The following is a 17,335-nucleotide window of genomic DNA, read 5'->3' on the forward strand; positions in this document are numbered from 1 at the left end:
TCAGAACTACTGAAAATTTATCCAGCCTTTTTAGCCGTGCCCCCGAACCGAAGCCAATGATCAGTACCGAACTCAAAACCCAGATCCAGGGCGCTTACTCGCGTTTCCTCGAAGCCAAGAGCCTCAAGCCACGCTATGGCCAGCGATTGATGATCGCTGAAGTCGCCAAGGTGCTGGGGGACATTGACACCGATGAAGAGGGCCGTCGTTCGGGCGATCCAGCGGTAGTGGCCGTCGAAGCCGGAACGGGTACCGGCAAGACCGTGGCCTATGCCATCGCCTCGATTCCCACCGCCAAGGCGGCAGGCAAGCGGCTGGTGATCGCCACCGCGACCGTCGCCTTGCAGGAGCAGATCGTCTACAAGGACCTGCCGGACCTGATGCGCAACAGCGGACTGAATTTTACCTTCGCCCTGGCCAAGGGGCGCGGGCGTTACATGTGCCTGTCCAAGCTCGACGCATTGCTGCAGGAAAGTGACGCGACCAACGCGACCGCGCAGCTGTTCGAGGAAGAAGGCTTCAAGATCGAAGTCGATGAGGCCAGTCAGAAGCTTTTCACCAGCATGTTGCAGAAGCTGGCGGGCAACAAGTGGGACGGCGATCGCGACAGCTGGCCGCAGGAACTCGCCGATCAGGACTGGGCGCGTCTGACCACCGATCACAGCCAGTGCACCAACCGGCACTGCCCCAACTTTCAGCAGTGCGCCTTCTATAAGGCGCGTGAAGGTATGGGCAAGGTCGATGTGATCGTCACCAACCACGACATGGTGCTGGCCGACCTGGCACTGGGTGGCGGTGCGGTGCTGCCGGACCCGCGTGACACCTTGTACGTATTCGACGAAGGTCATCACCTGCCGGACAAGGCCATCGGCCACTTTGCCCACTACACCCGATTGAAATCGACCGCCGACTGGCTGGAACAGACTGCCAAGAACCTCGCCAAGCTGCTGGCCCAGCATCCGCTGCCTGGCGATCTGGGCAAGCTGATCGAGCAGGTGCCGGAGCTGGCCCGCGAGATCAAGGGCCATCAGCAGTTCATGTTCGGTGCCTGCGAGCAACTGGCGGATTTCCGCGCCGGTGAAGACATGCAGGGCCGCGAGCGTCCACGTCACCGCTTTGTCGGCGGCGTGATTCCCGAGCACATCCGCGAAATGGGCATCGAGCTCAAGAAGGGCTTCGCGCGCCTCGACGACCTGTTCACGCGCCTGACCGAGCTGCTCAAGGAAGGCATGGACGGTGAGGTCAACATCGGCATCGCCAGTCATCAGGCCGAAGAATGGTATCCGCTGTTTGGCAGCCTGCTGGCCCGCGCGCATGGCAACTGGGAATTGTGGACCGCCTTCACCGCCGAAGACCCGGAAGACAGCCCGCCAATGGCGCGCTGGCTGACCCTGGCCGACAGCGGTGCAATGTTCGATATCGAGGTCAATGCCAGCCCGATCCTGGCGGCGGAAATGCTGCGCCGCAACTTGTGGAACATCGCCTACGGCGCGCTGGTCACCTCGGCGACGCTTACCGCGCTGGGCAAATTCGACCGCTATCGCATGCGTGCCGGGCTGCCCAAAGGGGCGGTGACCGCCGTGGTACCAAGCCCGTTCCATCACGCCGATGCCGGTGTGCTTCGTGTACCGGACCTCAAGGCCGACCCGCGTGACTCGGTGGCGCATACCGCCGCGATCATCCGCGACCTGCCCGGTCTGGTGGAGGGTTCGCGAGGCACGCTGGTGCTGTATTCGTCGCGCAAGCAGATGCAGGATGTCTTCGACGGCCTGGATCGTGACTGGCGCAAGCAGGTGTTCATTCAGGGCAACCTGTCCAAACAGGAGACCCTCAACAAGCACAAGGCACGCGTCGACAGCGGCGAGTCCAGCGTACTGTTCGGGCTGGCCAGCTTCGCCGAGGGTGTGGATTTGCCCGGCGCCTACTGCGAACACGTGGTCATCGCCAAGATCCCGTTCGCAGTGCCGGATGACCCGGTCGAGGCTGCGCTGGCCGAGTGGATCGAAGCGCGTGGCGGTAACCCGTTCATGGAGATCGCCGTGCCCGACGCCTCGTTGCGTCTGGTGCAGGCCTGTGGTCGCTTGCTGCGTACCGAAGAGGACCGCGGCACCATCACGCTGCTGGACCGCCGCGTGGTCACCCAGCGCTATGGCAAGGCGATTCTCAATGCGCTGCCACCGTTCCGTCGGGAAATAACGTGAGCCAAAGATGAAGAGCGTTTCACATCTGTTCCCAAACCGCTCGATCGCTGAAACAATACGGCCCGTTTAGCCTGTCGCCAGGCTCATGTTGTCAGTCAGGAGTCAGCCGTTGCAGATCCAGGGTCATTACGAACTTCAATTCGAAGCAGTACGTGAAGCTTTTGCGGCGCTCTTTGACGACCCTCAGGAGCGCGGCGCCGCCTTGTGCATTCAGGTTGGTGGCCAGACCGTCATCGATCTGTGGGCAGGCACTGCCGACAAGGACGGTGCCGATGCGTGGCACACCGACACTATTCTCAACCTGTTCTCCTGCACCAAGACCTTCACCAGCGTGGCGGTTCTGCAACTGGTCGAAGAGGGCAAGTTGAAGCTGGACGAACCCGTGGCCAGGCTTTGGCCCGAATTCGCCGCTGCGGGCAAGGCCTCCATCACGCTTCGCCAATTGCTCTGCCATCAGGCCGGGCTGCCCGCGTTGCGTGAGCCATTGCCTGCCGAAGCGCTTTACCAGTGGGACACCATGACCGCCGCCCTGGCAGCCGAAGAACCCTGGTGGACACCGGGTCAGGGGCATGGTTATGCGGCGATCACCTATGGCTGGCTGGTGGGCGAGATGCTGCGCCGCGCCGATGGTCGAGGCCCTGGGGAATCCATTGCTGCGCGTATCGCCCGCCCGCTGGGGCTGGATTTTCATGTCGGGCTGCAGGATGACCAGTTTCATCGCGTGGCCCACATCGCGCGCGGCAAAGGCAATGCTGGTGACGACGCTGCCCAACGCGTGCTGCAGGCGACGATGCGCGAGCCGGCTTCGATCACTGCCAAGGCGTTCACTAACCCGCCGTCGATCATGACCAGCACCAACAAGCCGGAGTGGCGCCGCATGCAGCAACCGGCGGCCAACGGCCACGGCAATGCACGCAGTCTCGCCGGTTTCTATAACGGTCTGCTCGATGGCAGCCTGCTTGAAGCCGACATGCTCAATGAGCTGACCCGGGAACACAGCCTCGGTCAGGACAAGACATTGCTGACCTCGACCCGTCTGGGGCTGGGCTGCATGCTCGATCAGCCGGGCGTTGCCAACGCGACCTACGGCCTGGGGCCCAAAGCCTTTGGCCATCCGGGGGCGGGCGGCTCGGTAGGGTTCGCCGATCCTGATGACGAGGTTGCCTTTGGCTTCGTTACCAACACCTTGGGGCCCTACATTCTGATGGACCCACGTGCGCAGAAACTGGTCGGGGTTCTGCGTGAGTGTTTGCAGTAAGTATCGGCTATAAGTGCTTGTTTCATACCGACTGTCAGTTAAATGGCTGTAACAGGAACCGTACGACGGTTTCTTTTTCCAACTGCATCTTTATGCATGTTATACCGGCGTAGTTACGTCCTTCTGTCTGATCAAAACCGTTGCGGGTTACCCATGTCGTCTAATAAAAGCCTCGTTCTCGCCCTGTGCATCGCCGTGACCGGCTGTGCCCAAACCCCACAATCCGACTCTGCTGCAACCGGAGGCCATTGGTGGCAGTTCGGTTCCGGCAGCGACTCCGCTGACGCAGGCACCGCTGCCAAGGCCCCGGCATCGAGCCCGGCGCCCGCTCCGGTTGCCAAGGCTGCTGCCACGCCGGCACCTGCGGCAGGTGCTGAAAACAGCGCGCCGTGGTACTGGCCGTTCGGTTCGAACGATAATGCGCAGGCCAAACCTGATGCCGTGGCCGACAAGCCGGCAGCCAAGCCCGCTGCGCCGGCGATGGTTGCCAAATCGGAGACCGACACCAAGTGGTGGTGGCCGTTTGGCAACGATTCCGCCAAGGACGAGCCGAAAGTGCTGCCGATGCCTGATCCGAAAGTGACCCAGGCCTGGCTGGACGAGTACGAGCCGCGTCTGCGCGCTGCAATCAAGGACAGCCCGTTCCAGCTGGAGCGTCGCGAAGACCTGCTGGCAATCACTGCGCCAGTCGACAGCTCGTTCAACCCTGATCGTCCGGCCATGCTGCTGCCGAACACGCTGGGTCCGATCACCCGTCTGGCCAAGGTGGTCGAAGGCGATCAGAAAACTGCCGTGCTGATCCTCGGTCATGCCGACACTTCGGGTCCTACCGAAGCCAACCAGAAGATCAGCCAGGAGCGCGCCCAGTCGGTTGCCGCGATTTTCCGTCTCAGTGGCCTGGAGCGTAACCGCCTGAGCCAGCGTGGCATGGGGGCGGTGATGCCGCGTGCCGCCAACGACAGCCTGCAGGGCCGTGCGCTCAACCGCCGGGTCGAGATCCTCATGACGCCGCAGGACACCATGCGCGCGCTGATGGCCCGTTATGCGCTGCCGCCGGTTGCTCCGGTCATGGTTGCCACCCAGGACGTCAAGCCAGTAGCGCCAGCACCTGCTGCCGCGCCTGCCAAGAAAGCCGCCGTGGCGAAGAAAGACACTGCCAAGAAAGCGCCGGCCAAGGCCAGCACTGCCAAAAAGGCAGCGCCTGCCAAGACCACCGCAGCAGCTAAAAAACCAGCAGCGACCAAGGCCAAGGCGCCCGCCAAGAAAGATGACAGCCAGGCCAGTAACTGAGGCCTGGTTACCTCACGACTTTCGTCTCCACGCTCCGCGCTTTGCGTTGTGCACAAGTCCTGAATAGCCTGAAAAATAAGGCTTTCAGGCTTCTGCCCGGAGGGCGTGGGAGCGAACTTGTTCGCGAAAAGGCCGGTACAGTCTGCGAAACGTATCGTCTGAATCACCGTCTTCGCGAACAAGTTCGCTCCCACGGCCTTCGGCCAGAATCAAAAACGAATGTGTGATAACGGCGAGCGCCGAGCCTCGTAACGAGAGTTAGCTAACGTTCATGATATCTGCGCAGGAATGAAACCATGACTCAGACCCTGGCCGACATGCGCCGTGATTACACGCGCGACGGGTTGACCGAAGCGCAATCGCCGGACGAGCCCTTTGCACTCTTTCATGCATGGTTTGCCGACGCGGTGAACACCGAGCAGCCGCCTGTCGAGGCTAACGCCATGACACTGGCGACGGTTGATGAGCAAGGACGTCCACATTGCCGCGTCTTGCTGCTCAAGGGCCTGGACACTCAGGGCTTCACGTTTTTCACGAACTACGAAAGCGCCAAGGGCCAGCAGATCGCTGCACGTCCATTTGCCGCGATGACCTTCTTCTGGCCGACACTCGAGCGCCAGGTGCGTATCGAGGGCCGGGTGGAGAAAGTCTCAGCGCAAGAATCCGACGCTTATTACCAGGTGCGCCCTCTGGGCAGCCGTCTGGGTGCATGGGCCTCGCCACAGAGTCGCGTGATCGCGGATCGCGACGAACTGGAAGGCCTGATCAGACAGACGGAACAACGCTTCGCAGACACCCAGCCACACTGCCCCGAGCACTGGGGTGGCTATCGTCTTTTGCCCGAGCGGATCGAGTTCTGGCAGGGTCGCTCCAGTCGACTTCACGACCGTTTGAACTATCGTTTGATAGACGACAGATGGAAACGCGAGCGCCTTGCACCCTGATTGAATTATTCGTTTGGTCAATCGTCTGAGCGTTATACGGGCTGTGGCTGTATGAGGCCTGAATCAATTTAATTTGCAGGCTCGGGGCCGTGACAGCACCTTTGTCGGGTAGTCTAATGGCCACTGATTCCTCTGGAGATTCCTTTTATGCGCAAGTCTGCTCTTCTGGTTGCTTCGTTCACTGCCATGGCTCTGACGCTGGGCGGCTGTACCTCGAATCTGACCGGTGATTCCTATTCCCGTGACGAGGCCAGGACCGTACAGACAGTTCGCATGGGGACGATCGAATCCTTGCGTCCGGTCAAGATCGAGGGCACCAAGACCCCGATCGGCGGCGCGGCGGGTGCAGTTGTTGGTGGTGTGGGCGGCAGCGCTATCGGTGGCGGTCGCGGCAGTATCGTGGCAGCGGTCATCGGTGCAGTGGCCGGTGGTCTGCTGGGTTCGGCGACCGAGGAAGGCCTGACCCGTACGCAAGGTGTCGAAATCACCGTGCGTGAGGATGACGGCAGCATGCGTGCCTACGTGCAGCAGGTTCAGGAAAACGAGATTTTCCGGGTCGGCGAGCGCGTGCGCATCATGAGCGTCAATGGCACCAGCCGCGTTACCCACTGATCTGCAACACCGCACAGCAAAACCCCGAGTCGCAATGCTCGGGGTTTTTTATTGCCAGGCGTGAATGCTCCCACAAGGCTTATGTATAACGATAGTCAGACCGGGGTCAGCCCTCGATACCCAGCATGTCGCGTACCAGCGCTTCGGCCACCCGAATGCCGTCCACACCAGCCGAGAGAATCCCGCCCGCATAGCCAGCACCTTCACCGGCCGGGTAAAGGCCTTTGGTGTTGAGGCTTTGCAGAGTCGGCCCGCGGGTAATGCGCAGCGGCGCCGAGGTGCGGGTTTCGATGCCGGTCAGCACAGCGTCGTGCAGCGAGAAGCCTTTGATCTGCTTGTCGAACGCAGGCAACGCTTCACGAATGGCTTCGATGGCAAAGGCGGGCAGGGCCTCGGCAAGGTCCACCAGCTTCACACCCGGCTTGTAGGACGGTTCAACGCTGCCCAGAGCGGTAGAGGCCCGGCCTGCAATGAAGTCGCCGACCAGTTGCGCAGGCGCTTCGTAGCTGCTGCCGCCGAGCAGATAGGCGTGAGATTCCAGACGCTCCTGCAACTCGATACCGGCCAGCGGGCTGCCAGGGTAGTCCTGTTCCGGCGAGATACCGACCACGATGCCCGAGTTGGCATTGCGCTCGTTGCGTGAGTATTGGCTCATGCCGTTGGTGACCACTCGACCGGGCTCTGACGTGGCTGCCACGACCGTGCCGCCAGGGCACATGCAGAAGCTGTAGACCGAGCGGCCGTTGCTGGCGTGGTGCACCAGCTTGTAATCGGCTGCGCCGAGCTTCGGGTGACCGGCGTACTTGCCCAGTCGTGCGCGGTCGATCAACGATTGCGGGTGTTCGATGCGGAAGCCCACCGAGAACGGCTTGGCTTCCATGAACACGCCACGGCCGTGCAGCATGCGGAAGGTGTCACGGGCACTGTGGCCCAGCGCCAGAATCACGTGCCTGGACTCGATCTGTTCGCCGCTGTCCAGTTGCACACCCAGCAATTGGCCGTCCTCGATCATCACGTCGGTCACGCGCTGCTGAAAGCGCACTTCGCCGCCCAGCGCCTCGATCTGATGGCGCATGTTCTCGACCACGCCCGTCAGGCGGAACGTGCCGATATGCGGCTTGCTGACATAGAGGATTTCATCCGGCGCGCCGGCCTTCACGAACTCGTGCAGCACCTTGCGGCCGATGAATTTCGGGTCCTTGATCTGGCTGTAAAGCTTGCCGTCGGAAAAGGTCCCGGCACCGCCCTCGCCAAATTGCACGTTGGACTCGGCGTTGAGGACGTTTTTGCGCCACAGCGCCCAGGTGTCCTTGGTGCGCTGACGAACTTCGGTGCCGCGCTCGAGAATGATCGGCTTGAAGCCCATCTGCGCGAGCAGCAGGCCGGCAAAGATACCGCAGGGTCCGAAACCCACGACGATCGGGCGCTCTGTCAGCCCCTCGGGAGCGTGACCGACGACTTTGTAGCTGACATCAGGTGCCGGGCCGACATGGCGGTCATTGGCCAGCTTGCGCAGCAGTGCTTCTTCATCCTTGACCTGGAAGTCGATGGTGTAGATGAAGCACAGCTCGGAAGACTTTTTGCGCGCGTCGTAGCTGCGCTTGAAGAGGGTAAAGTCCAGCAGTTCGCCGCTGTCGATACCCAGGTGCTTCAAGAGCGCAACGCGCAGGTCTTCTTCCGGATGATCGATCGGCAGCTTGAGTTCGGTGATTCGTAACATTAAGGGGTCCAGTTTTCGGGCCGCAGGTTCAGCCCGACAGCACTACAAGAACCGGCGATTATAAGCGCTGAACCCCTTTGGCGGCGAGCCTGGGCGATCAGTCGTCGCGTGAACCGCCGTAATAACCGCAGCCACGCTGGGCCTGGCCGTTGATGCGCAGCTCTGCGGTGAGGTGTTGCACCGAGCCGTCGACGCTGTCGACGCAGCGCTGTGGCGCGACCCAGATCTCGATGCGTTGGTTGTTGGCTTCGCTGCTGACGCTGAAACTGCCGTCCGGCAGCTTCTCTTCCACGTAGGGCAGCGCCAGTGGCGCAACGCCCTCGCGCTCCAGAACCATGCCCTTGCCGCTGACATTGACGTTCCAGGCGGGCTTGTTGCCATTGACGTGCAATGTCAGGCGTTTGAAATTGAGGTCTTCACAGGCCTGACCGGGGCGTTCGACGCGGTACAGCTGATGCAGGTCCAGCTGACCGTCACTGTTGGCCGCCTTGCTTGCGGCAAAGCTGCCGCGCAGATCGGCAAACACCGTGCCCTTGCTGTCTGCCAGCGAGGCCGCTTCCTGCAGAATGCCGGTGTTGCCGCGATCCTTGACCACGTAGCGACGCTGCTCGTTACACGGCTTGAACAGCAACTGGCCGTTTTCCCCGGTCAGGTCGCCCTGCATACGGAGCATGCCCGCGGTGGAAACCTTCGGTTCCTCGGCCTGTTTACCGAGCAACTGACACCCGGCAAACAGCGGTAGAAGAGCAAATACGAGGACGGAACGGGCAGCGAACATGATGTGGTCTCCAGACAAGTGCCGCCACGTTACTCAGACTGGAGGTGCATCACAAGGGTCGGGATGCTTATCGCGCGAGCAGTGGCTTTGACTATCGTGCAGGTTTGACGCTGACCGTAGCGAACCTGTTCGCGAAAGGGCCGTTTTGTTCGACGAAAATACATCGTTTAAACGAACGCCTTCGCGAACAAGCGAAGCGTCGCCCGATTCGCGCCTGCAAAACCGCTCAGGCCTCTCGGGACGTGGCGTGCGCTTAGCCGCCCAGATACGCGTCCCGTACTTTCGGATCGACCAGCAGTTCTTCGCCTGTGCCTTGCATGACCACGCGGCCGTTTTCCAGTACGTAGGCGCGGTCGGCGACTTTCAGGGCCTGGTTGGCGTTCTGTTCGACCAGAAATACCGTCACGCCATCGCGGCGCAGCTGTTCGACGATCTCGAAAATCTGCTGGATGATGATCGGCGCCAGACCCAGTGAAGGCTCGTCCAGCAATAGCAACTTGGGCTTGCTCATCAGTGCACGACCAATGGCCAGCATCTGCTGTTCGCCGCCGGACATGGTGCCGCCGCGCTGATTGAAGCGTTCCTTGAGGCGTGGAAAGAGGTGCAGGACCTTGTCCATCTGTTCCTGATAATCCTCCTTTTCCGTGAAGAAACCGCCCATCGCCAGGTTCTCTTCAACGGTCAGACGCGCAAACACCCGACGGCCTTCCGGCACCACGGCAATGCTCTTGCGCATGATGATCGACGACTCCAGCCCGACCAGTTCCTCGCCCATGTAGCGAATACTGCCGCTGTGGGCGCGCGGTGAGCCGCACAGGGTCATCAGCAGGGTGGACTTGCCCGCGCCGTTGGCGCCGATCAGGGTGACAATTTCACCCTGGCGTACTTCCACGTTGACGCTGTGCAGCGCCTGGATCTTGCCGTAGAAGGTGGAAACGTTTTCGAACTGCAGCATTTACGCTTCCCCCAGGTAGGCTTTGATCACATCGGGATTGTCACGAATCTGTTCCGGGGTGCCATCGGCCAGAGGCGTGCCCTGATTGATCACCACGATGTGGTCGGAAATGCTCATCACCAGTTTCATGTCGTGCTCGATCAACAGGACCGTCGCGTTGTGCTCGCTGCGCAACACGCCGATCAGTGCTTTCAGATCATCGGTTTCCCTGGGGTTCAGACCCGCTGCCGGTTCGTCGAGCATCAGAATGCGCGGACGCGTCATCATGCAGCGGGCGATTTCCAGGCGGCGTTGCTGACCGTAGGCCAGCGTCCCGGCAGGGCGGTTGGCGAATTCCCTGAGGTTGACCGCCTCCAGCCAATGCTCGGCGTAGTCCATGGCTTCACGTTCGCTGCGGCGGAACGCGGGCGTCTTGAACAGGCCGGACAGGAAGTTGGTGTTCAAATGCCGGTGCTGGGCAACCAACAGGTTTTCCACGGCGGTCATTTCCTTGAACAGGCGCACGTTCTGGAACGTACGCACCACACCCTTGCGCGCGATCTGGTGGCCAGCCAGGCCCTGGATCGGCTCACCGTCCAGCAGAATCGTGCCCGCGCTCGGCCGGTAGAAACCGGTCAGGCAGTTGAAAACTGTCGTCTTGCCGGCGCCATTGGGGCCGATCATCGACACAACCTGCCCCTGATTGACCGTCAGGGCAACGCCATTGACCGCCAGCAGGCCGCCAAAACGCATGCTCAAGCCAGTGGCTTGCAGTAATGGGCGGCTCATTTCGGCAGCTCCGCTTTCAATTTCATTTCGGGACGCTGCATCGGCAGGAAGCCTTGTGGACGCCAGATCATCATCAGCACCATCAGCGCGCCGAACATCAGCATGCGGTAGTCACTGAACTCACGCATCAGCTCAGGCAACAGGATCATTACGATCGCCGCCAGAATCACGCCCAGTTGCGAGCCCATGCCACCCAGCACCACGATGGCGAGGATGATTGCCGACTCGATGAAGGTGAACGATTCCGGAGTGATCAGACCCTGACGTGCAGCAAAGAAGCTGCCCGCGAAACCTGCGAACGCAGCGCCAAGGGTGAAGGCCGAGAGCTTGATCACGGTCGGGTTCAGACCCAGTGCGCGGCAGGCGATTTCGTCTTCGCGCAAGGCTTCCCAGGCCCGTCCGATCGGCATGCGCAGCAGGCGATTGATGACGAACAACGCCGCCAGCGCCAGCAGCAGGGCGATCAGGTAGAGAAAGATGACCTTGTTGATCGAGTTGTACGGCAGGCCGAAGAACTCGTGGAAGGTCTGCATGCCCTCAGCGGCCTTGCGCTCGAAGGTCAGACCGAAGAGGGTCGGTTTTTCGATGTTGCTGATGCCGTTCGGACCACCAGTGATATCAGTCAGGTTGCGCAGGAAGATACGGATGATCTCGCCGAACCCCAGCGTCACGATGGCCAGGTAGTCGCCGCGCAGACGCAACACCGGAAAGCCCAGCAGGAATCCGAACAGCGCCGCCATCAATCCCGCGATCGGCAGGCAGATCCAGAAGCCGAGCCCGTAATAATGCGACAGCAGGGCATAGCTGTAGGCGCCGACCGCATAGAAACCCACATAGCCCAGGTCAAGCAGACCTGCCAGGCCGACCACGATGTTCAGGCCGAGGCCGAGCATCACGTAGATCAGGATCAGCGTGGCAATGTCCACCGCACCGCGCGACCCGAAGAATGGCCAGATGAAGGCCAGTACGATGAGCGCCGCGAGGCCCCAGCGCTGGGTTTTCGGCTGGGTCAGGAAGTCGCTGGTTTTTTGCGGGATCAGCGGTTTGTCGGAGCCGCGACGCAGGCCGCTGATCTGCTCGGCGAACAATACGCGCAGAAACAGCAGGACCGAACACACGGCAATGATGGTCAGGGTCAGCGGGCTGGCGTTCTGCACTTGCAGGGTGACGCCGGAAAAGGCCAGTTTCAGGCCGAACACCGGGTAGGCCACGGCCCAGACCAGTAAGGCGCTGAACAGCGCCTGTTTGAAAGACTTGCTCATACTTTCTCAACCTCCGGACGACCCAGAATGCCGGTCGGTCGGAACAGCAGCACCAGGACCAGCAGGCCGAAAGCCACGACGTCCTTGTACTGATCACCAAAAATGTCGGCACCGAAGGCTTCGGCGACGCCCAGCACCAGGCCACCGAGCACAGCACCCGGGATCGAACCGATACCGCCCAGTACCGCAGCCGTGAAGGCTTTCAGGCCGACGAGGAAACCGGCGTTGGGGTTGATCACGCCGTATTGCATGCTCAGCAGCATGGCGGCGACGGCGGCCAGTGCAGCACCGACCACGAAGGTCAGGGCGATGATGTTGTTGGTGTTGATGCCCAGCAGATTGGCCATCTTCATGTCCTCGGCACAGGCGCGGCAGGCGCGGCCCATTCGCGAGCGGGAGATGAACAGGGTCAGGCCGGTCATGGCCACCAGGGTGACGACGAACACCACGATCTGCATGTAGGAAATCAGCACTTCCTCTGCGCCACCGGGCCCGAACGAGAGGCTGCCGGGCAGCAGGTTGGGGATGGCGAAGTTGCCCGAGCCCTGGGAAAGCTGGACCGAGTTCTGCAGAAAGATCGACATGCCGATGGCAGAAATCAGTGGAATCAGACGGTTGCTGTTGCGCAACGGACGGTAGGCCACGCGCTCGATGCTGTATCCGTAGGCACTGGTCACGATGATCGCAGCGGCGAAACCGGCAATCATCAGCAACGGCAGGCTGTGAATCCCCAGCATCGCCAGACCGGCGAGGGCCATGAAAGCTACATAGGAACCGATCATGTACACCTCGCCATGGGCGAAGTTGATCATTCCGATGATGCCGTACACCATCGTGTAACCGATGGCGATCAATGCATACGTACTGCCAATGGTCAGGCCATTGACCAGCTGCTGCATGTAGTGGAATAACTCGGGCATTTACCGCGCTCCTAAAAACCTGATCTGCATTTCTCTGACCTGCGCCGGGGTGGCATTCTGTCGATGCGTAGCCTGTTGCGCTATCAAGGAACCGCTATTGACGGTTTTAAGATTTTCAGGGGGCCTCGTGCACGCCGTTCGGGTCGCCGAAACGTGCGTACGGGCCTGGATTCGTAAAACAAAGCCCACTGCGCTGGCAGTGGGCTTTGAGGGTTGACGCAAGCAGCTTATTTGGCGGCTTCGGTCTTGGGTTTGCCGAAGTGCCACTCGTAGACCACGAACTGGAAGTTCTTCAGGTCACCTTTTTCGTCGTAGCTCAGCTCGCCCATTGGCGTCTTGAAGGTACCGGCATGGATGGCAGCAGCCACCTTGGTGGTGTCTTCGGACTTGGCGGCAGCGATGCCGTCAGCAATGACCTGCACGGCGGAGTAGGACGGGTACACGAACGGGCCGCTCGGGTCCTGGCTCTTGGCCTTGAAGGCTTCGGTCAGTGCCTGGTTGGCCGGGTCCTGGTCGAAGGATTTTGGCAGGGTGACCAGCAGGCCTTCGGAAGCTTCGCCAGCAATTTGCGAGATCGACTCGTTGCCGACGCCTTCAGGGCCCATGAACTTGGCGTTCAGGCCTTTTTCCTTGGACTGGCGCAGGATCTGGCCCAGCTCTGGGTGGTAGCCGCCGTAGTAGACGAAGTCGACGTTGGCCTGCTTGAGCTTGGCGATCAGCGACGAGAAGTCCTTGTCGCCAGCGTTGATGCCTTCGAACAGTGCAACCTTGACGCCTTTTTTCTCCAGCGTCTGCTTGACGGCTGTCGCGATACCTTCGCCGTACTGCTGCTTGTCGTGGATGACTGCAACGATTTTCGGCTTGGCGACGTCGGCAATGTAGTTGCCGGCGGCCGGACCCTGGGCGCTGTCCAGACCGATGGTGCGGAACACCAGTTTGTAGCCGCGCGCGGTGATTTCCGGGCTGGTGGCAGCCGGGGTCACCATGATGATGCCTTCGTCTTCGTAAACGTCAGAGGCTGGCTGGGCGGAGCTGGAGCAAAGGTGACCGACCACGTATTTCACGCCGTCGTTGACCACTTTGTTGGCGACCGCAACGGCCTGTTTCGGATCGCAGGCGTCATCGTATTCGACGGCTTCAAGCTTTTTGCCATCTACGCCGCCTTTGGCGTTGATCTGCTCGATGGCCATCTTGGCGCCATTGAACTGCATGGTGCCGTATTCGGCGACAGGGCCGGTCTTGGGACCGGCGATGCCGATCTTGATGGTGTCAGCTGCGAACGAATGGCTGGCAACCCCCGCCATAACCAGTGCGGCAAACAGCCTTGAAAGCTTATTGGTACCCTTAGTCATGATGCTCCACTCTTGCGTTGTAGTTTTTATAATCCTGATGGCCAAGGCTCCAGGACCGATTCGATCACCGGTTGTCCCACGCCGCCAACTGTACCGGAACAGTTTAGAGCGCGGTTCGCTGGCTTGGAAAGCCGGGCGTCTGAGGACAAACCTGTGGGTGTCGCTTAATCGAAAGAAAGTTACAGAATCGAACCGCTTGAGCGTCTGAAATCACTTCAGATCCATAGGGTTATCTGCACTTCCCTGCGATAAATCGCCTGCTTCTGGGCTTGCCGGTGGGAAACTCGGCGTTATCATTGCGCCGATTTTCTTTTTGGTGAAACCCATGACGCAAGAACCTAGCACCCTCTATGCCAAACTGCTTGGCGAAACGGCATCAATCACCTGGACTGAATTGCAACCATTCTTTGCCAAGGGTGCCCTGTTGTGGGTCGAGTTGCCTCTGGATTTGATCGAAGTCGCCGAGGCGGTGGCCGAAAATGATGCAGCCAGGGTGTCTGCATGGTTGGCTGAGGGTCGGGTTGGCAAGGTGTCTGAAACCAAGGCGCTTGAGCTGGTGGAGACAGATCCGCTGCTCTGGGCTGTAGTAGTGGCACCTTGGGTTTTGATTCAAAACAGGGCGCAGGATTGATTTGCGCACCAGTCAGGTGCCGAGCGGTTTTCCGGAGTGAGTTGGAAGGTAACTTTTCGGCAGCCCGCGTAGCGTAAAACCCCACCTTGGAGGTAGCGGTTCCGCGGGCTGCACTGTTTCTTTAGACGGTGGAGCCGTGCGCCGCCCCCTCAGGTACGGACAGGTCTGGGACTGGCGAAATCGTCATTGTCACGCAGTTCGGCAAACACATCCGGAATGGCTGGCGTTTCGCTGCCCGACTCCTCGCTATGCTGTTGTGGCAGGGCAGACCAGCGGGTCGTGGGCTCGCGCTGGTTCATCTGTCTGGCAAGAGGCAGGATGCGCTCCAGCGGCTGGGGCCTGCTGAACAGATAACCTTGTACGTAATCACTGCCAAACTGCCTGAGAAACTCCAGTTGATCCTGGGTTTCGACGCCTTCGGTCACCACTTTCAAGCGCAACGTATGCGCCATGACGAGGATTGCCTGAACGATTTCCATGTCCTGCGGGGACTGCGGAATGTCGATAATGAACGAACGGTCGATCTTCAGCGTGTCTAGTGGCAGTCGCTTGAGATAGGCGAGCGACGAGTATCCCGTGCCGAAGTCGTCAATCGACAGTGAAACACCCAGGCTGCGAATGTGCTTGAGCATCTGGATGGTATTGCTGATGTTGCCCATCAAGGCATTTTCGGTCACCTCCAGTTCAAGCTGTCCAGGTGCCGCGTCAGCATCGGCCAGCGCCCGTTCAACCTCTTCGACCAGTTCGTTGCGGCCCAGCGTCAGCGCTGAACAGTTGACGGAGATGATCAGCTGTTCCAGCCCTTCCTGGCCTAGAGTGCGCAGGTCGTGACAGGCGCGGCGCAGCACCCAGTTATCCAGCTCGGCAATCAGGCCGTTAGTCTCGGCAATGCTGATGAAGCGTGCGGGTACCAGCAGGCCGTGGTGCGGGTGATTCCAGCGTACCAGCGCCTCGAGCTTGGCAACGTGGCCAGTGCGCATGTCGACAATAGGCTGGTAATACACCTGTAGCCCCTTCCCCTCGCGCAAGGCATTGCGCAGTTCTTCTTCCAGTTGCAGTTCCAGACTGGCTTTGGTCTTGAGAGCCGGGTTGAAGAAGTTGACGCCGTTGCGCCCTTTGTCCTTTGACTGGTAGAGCGCGAGGTCTGCGTGCTTGAGCAGCTCATCGCAGGTCGAACCATCACGCGGGAACACGGCAATGCCGATACTGGTGGTCATGACCATACGCCTGCCTGCCAGCGCGATGGTCTCCTTCATTTTGTGCATGACTCGATGAGCCAGATGTCTTGCCTCTTCGTAGTCCGGAATGCTCAGCAGAATGCAGAATTCGTCGCCGCCGAAACGCGCAACCACGTCCTGGGCACGTGTAGCGCTGCGGATGCGCTCGGCGATCACCTTGAGCAACTCGTCACCCGCGTCATGGCCCAGGCTGTCGTTGATGCGCTTGAAGTGGTCGATGTCAAGGAACATCACCGCAAGCATGCCTTTGTTGAAGGTGTGCTCCTGCAGCTTCTCGGCGAAGATCTGATTGAAGCCGCGACGGTTGATCAGGTTGGTCAGTGGGTCGTAATGTGCAACCTGCTGAAGCGAGACACGTGCCTGATCAAGCTGGCTGAGCAGCACATTGACCCGTTGCAGGTCATGCTCCTTGCCTTGCAGTTTCTTGTCGGCCATTGCTGCGCTGATGCTGCCGGCGATGATCAGCAGGGCGATGGCCGCGATGGTAAGCCCCAGCTGTTGGCTGTTTTCGGTAGTGGGGCCGTGCAGCGCAACGCCTTCTGGTATTACCAGCCGCAGCGCCTTCATGCCCATCAGGTGCATGGTCAGCAGGCCTGCGCCCAGCAAAAGGCTGACCGCGTAACGGAACATCTGATGAAACATGCCGCTGTACTGGCGCAAGTGCCGGGACAGGGTCAGGAGCGCAATGCTGGAAAGAACCGCCACCAGAATCGACAGGGCAAACATCCGCGGCTCGTAGTACTGCGTGGCAGTGGAGCGCATGGCCGACATGCCCAGGTAGTGCATGACACTGATGCCGATCCCCATCACCACCGCGCTGATCAGACAGCGCTTCAAGGTCAGCTCGGGGATGGTCAGTGCTCGCATGGCCACCAATGCGGTGATCAATACGATCAGCAGGGAAATCAGCGTGATGGAGAGGTCATAGGCGATTTTGAGGGGGGCCTGGAAGGCCAGCATGCTGATGAAATGCATCGCCCATACGCCACCGGCCAGGCAAAGCGCGCCCAGCGCTTTCCAGAGGCGACGGCTTTTGAGGGCGTCGACCTGGATGACACGGTCCGCAATGTCCAGCGTGGCAAAGCACGCAGCACAGGCCACGCCGTAAGCAAGCGCGACCAGAAACAGGTTGTGACTACAGTCGATCAACAATTGCACGTCCGCTGGTGGGTCAGCGAATACGTTCAAACCCAGCCAATCCATAGCTTGCCCTATTCTCACTGCAAGGGCGCCAAGGCTGAAGGCCTGGCGTTCTAGGCTGAGTATAGAAGCTGTTTACATCCTGCCAATACACGAGGTGCCAATTTGGCATCAAAGTGATGGCTGGCGCGTCTGGACTCTATGCTTGGGAGGACGCAGAGCGTCCGGAAAGGCATGCCCATGCGGAGCATGGGCACGATAGGGGG

General features: G+C 60.3%; 14 protein-coding genes and 1 pseudogene. 6 read left to right on the forward strand and 9 right to left on the reverse strand.

Annotated features, from left to right (window positions below; genetic code table 11):
* Positions 1 to 56 precede the first annotated feature (56 nt).
* The 5 genes from dinG (at position 57) to JOE34_RS12655 (ending at position 6,305) form a co-directional block, all read left to right on the forward strand.
* Positions 57 to 2,201 carry an ATP-dependent DNA helicase DinG gene (dinG, locus tag JOE34_RS12635; RefSeq protein ID WP_003402334.1) on the forward strand — a complete coding sequence of 715 codons (2,145 nt, stop codon included), beginning with the start codon at positions 57 to 59 and terminating at the stop codon, positions 2,199 to 2,201.
* A 109-nt stretch (positions 2,202 to 2,310) separates the two neighbouring features.
* Entirely contained in the window at positions 2,311 to 3,459 is a 1,149-nt protein-coding gene (locus JOE34_RS12640) for a serine hydrolase domain-containing protein (RefSeq protein WP_016568785.1), read from the forward strand.
* A 153-nt stretch (positions 3,460 to 3,612) separates the two neighbouring features.
* Positions 3,613 to 4,749 (forward strand): OmpA family protein, encoded by a 1,137-nt coding sequence (locus JOE34_RS12645; RefSeq protein ID WP_046266676.1) that lies wholly within the window; start codon positions 3,613 to 3,615, stop codon positions 4,747 to 4,749.
* Between the two features lie 296 nt (positions 4,750 to 5,045).
* Complete coding sequence (gene pdxH, locus JOE34_RS12650; RefSeq protein ID WP_209995854.1) at positions 5,046 to 5,693, forward strand: pyridoxamine 5'-phosphate oxidase; 648 nt, start codon at positions 5,046 to 5,048, stop codon at positions 5,691 to 5,693.
* A 147-nt stretch (positions 5,694 to 5,840) separates the two neighbouring features.
* Entirely contained in the window at positions 5,841 to 6,305 is a 465-nt protein-coding gene (locus JOE34_RS12655; RefSeq protein ID WP_003314430.1) for a glycine zipper 2TM domain-containing protein, read from the forward strand.
* 106 nt (positions 6,306 to 6,411) lie between these two features.
* On the opposite strand, the gene JOE34_RS12660 is transcribed toward JOE34_RS12655, so the two are convergent.
* The 8 genes and pseudogenes from JOE34_RS12660 to JOE34_RS25865 form a co-directional block, all read right to left on the reverse strand.
* Positions 6,412 to 8,025 (reverse strand): NAD(P)/FAD-dependent oxidoreductase, encoded by a 1,614-nt coding sequence (locus tag JOE34_RS12660; RefSeq protein WP_046271178.1) that lies wholly within the window; start codon positions 8,023 to 8,025, stop codon positions 6,412 to 6,414.
* A 97-nt stretch (positions 8,026 to 8,122) separates the two neighbouring features.
* The gene (locus JOE34_RS12665; protein ID WP_003412840.1) at positions 8,123 to 8,803 is read right to left on the reverse strand and encodes a membrane protein; all 681 of its coding nucleotides are present in this window, start codon (positions 8,801 to 8,803) and stop codon (positions 8,123 to 8,125) included.
* A gap of 253 nt (positions 8,804 to 9,056) precedes the next feature.
* On the reverse strand, positions 9,057 to 9,758 hold the full coding sequence (locus tag JOE34_RS12670; protein WP_003393371.1) for an ABC transporter ATP-binding protein: 702 nt from the start codon (positions 9,756 to 9,758) through the stop codon (positions 9,057 to 9,059).
* Positions 9,759 to 10,526, reverse strand: coding sequence for a high-affinity branched-chain amino acid ABC transporter ATP-binding protein LivG (gene livG / locus JOE34_RS12675; protein WP_003314434.1), 768 nt, complete (start codon positions 10,524 to 10,526; stop codon positions 9,759 to 9,761).
* Positions 10,523 to 11,788: a high-affinity branched-chain amino acid ABC transporter permease LivM gene (locus tag JOE34_RS12680; protein WP_003314435.1), complete on the reverse strand. Its 1,266-nt coding sequence runs from the start codon at positions 11,786 to 11,788 to the stop codon at positions 10,523 to 10,525. The genes livG and JOE34_RS12680 overlap by 4 nt, the downstream gene beginning before the upstream one ends.
* On the reverse strand, positions 11,785 to 12,708 hold the full coding sequence (livH, locus tag JOE34_RS12685; RefSeq protein WP_003314436.1) for a high-affinity branched-chain amino acid ABC transporter permease LivH: 924 nt from the start codon (positions 12,706 to 12,708) through the stop codon (positions 11,785 to 11,787). Before livH ends, JOE34_RS12680 begins: the two co-directional genes overlap by 4 nt.
* Positions 12,709 to 12,935: 227 nt before the next feature.
* Entirely contained in the window at positions 12,936 to 14,060 is a 1,125-nt protein-coding gene (locus JOE34_RS12690) for a branched-chain amino acid ABC transporter substrate-binding protein (protein WP_004416489.1), read from the reverse strand.
* A 75-nt stretch (positions 14,061 to 14,135) separates the two neighbouring features.
* Positions 14,136 to 14,387, reverse strand: a pseudogene (locus JOE34_RS25865) (hypothetical protein); the annotation flags it as partial.
* Here JOE34_RS25865 and JOE34_RS12695 point away from each other — a divergent pair.
* Entirely contained in the window at positions 14,386 to 14,691 is a 306-nt protein-coding gene (locus tag JOE34_RS12695; protein WP_003393364.1) for a DUF2288 domain-containing protein, read from the forward strand. The pseudogene JOE34_RS25865 and the gene JOE34_RS12695 sit on opposite strands and share 2 nt — an antisense overlap.
* Positions 14,692 to 14,840: 149 nt before the next feature.
* On the opposite strand, the gene JOE34_RS12700 is transcribed toward JOE34_RS12695, so the two are convergent.
* Complete coding sequence (locus JOE34_RS12700) at positions 14,841 to 17,132, reverse strand: EAL domain-containing protein (RefSeq protein ID WP_032659775.1); 2,292 nt, start codon at positions 17,130 to 17,132, stop codon at positions 14,841 to 14,843.
* Positions 17,133 to 17,335: the final 203 nt, after the last annotated feature.

It is taken from the genome of Pseudomonas sp. PvP028, from assembly GCF_017832255.1.
Classification (GTDB): Bacteria; Pseudomonadota; Gammaproteobacteria; order Pseudomonadales; family Pseudomonadaceae; genus Aquipseudomonas; species Aquipseudomonas syringae.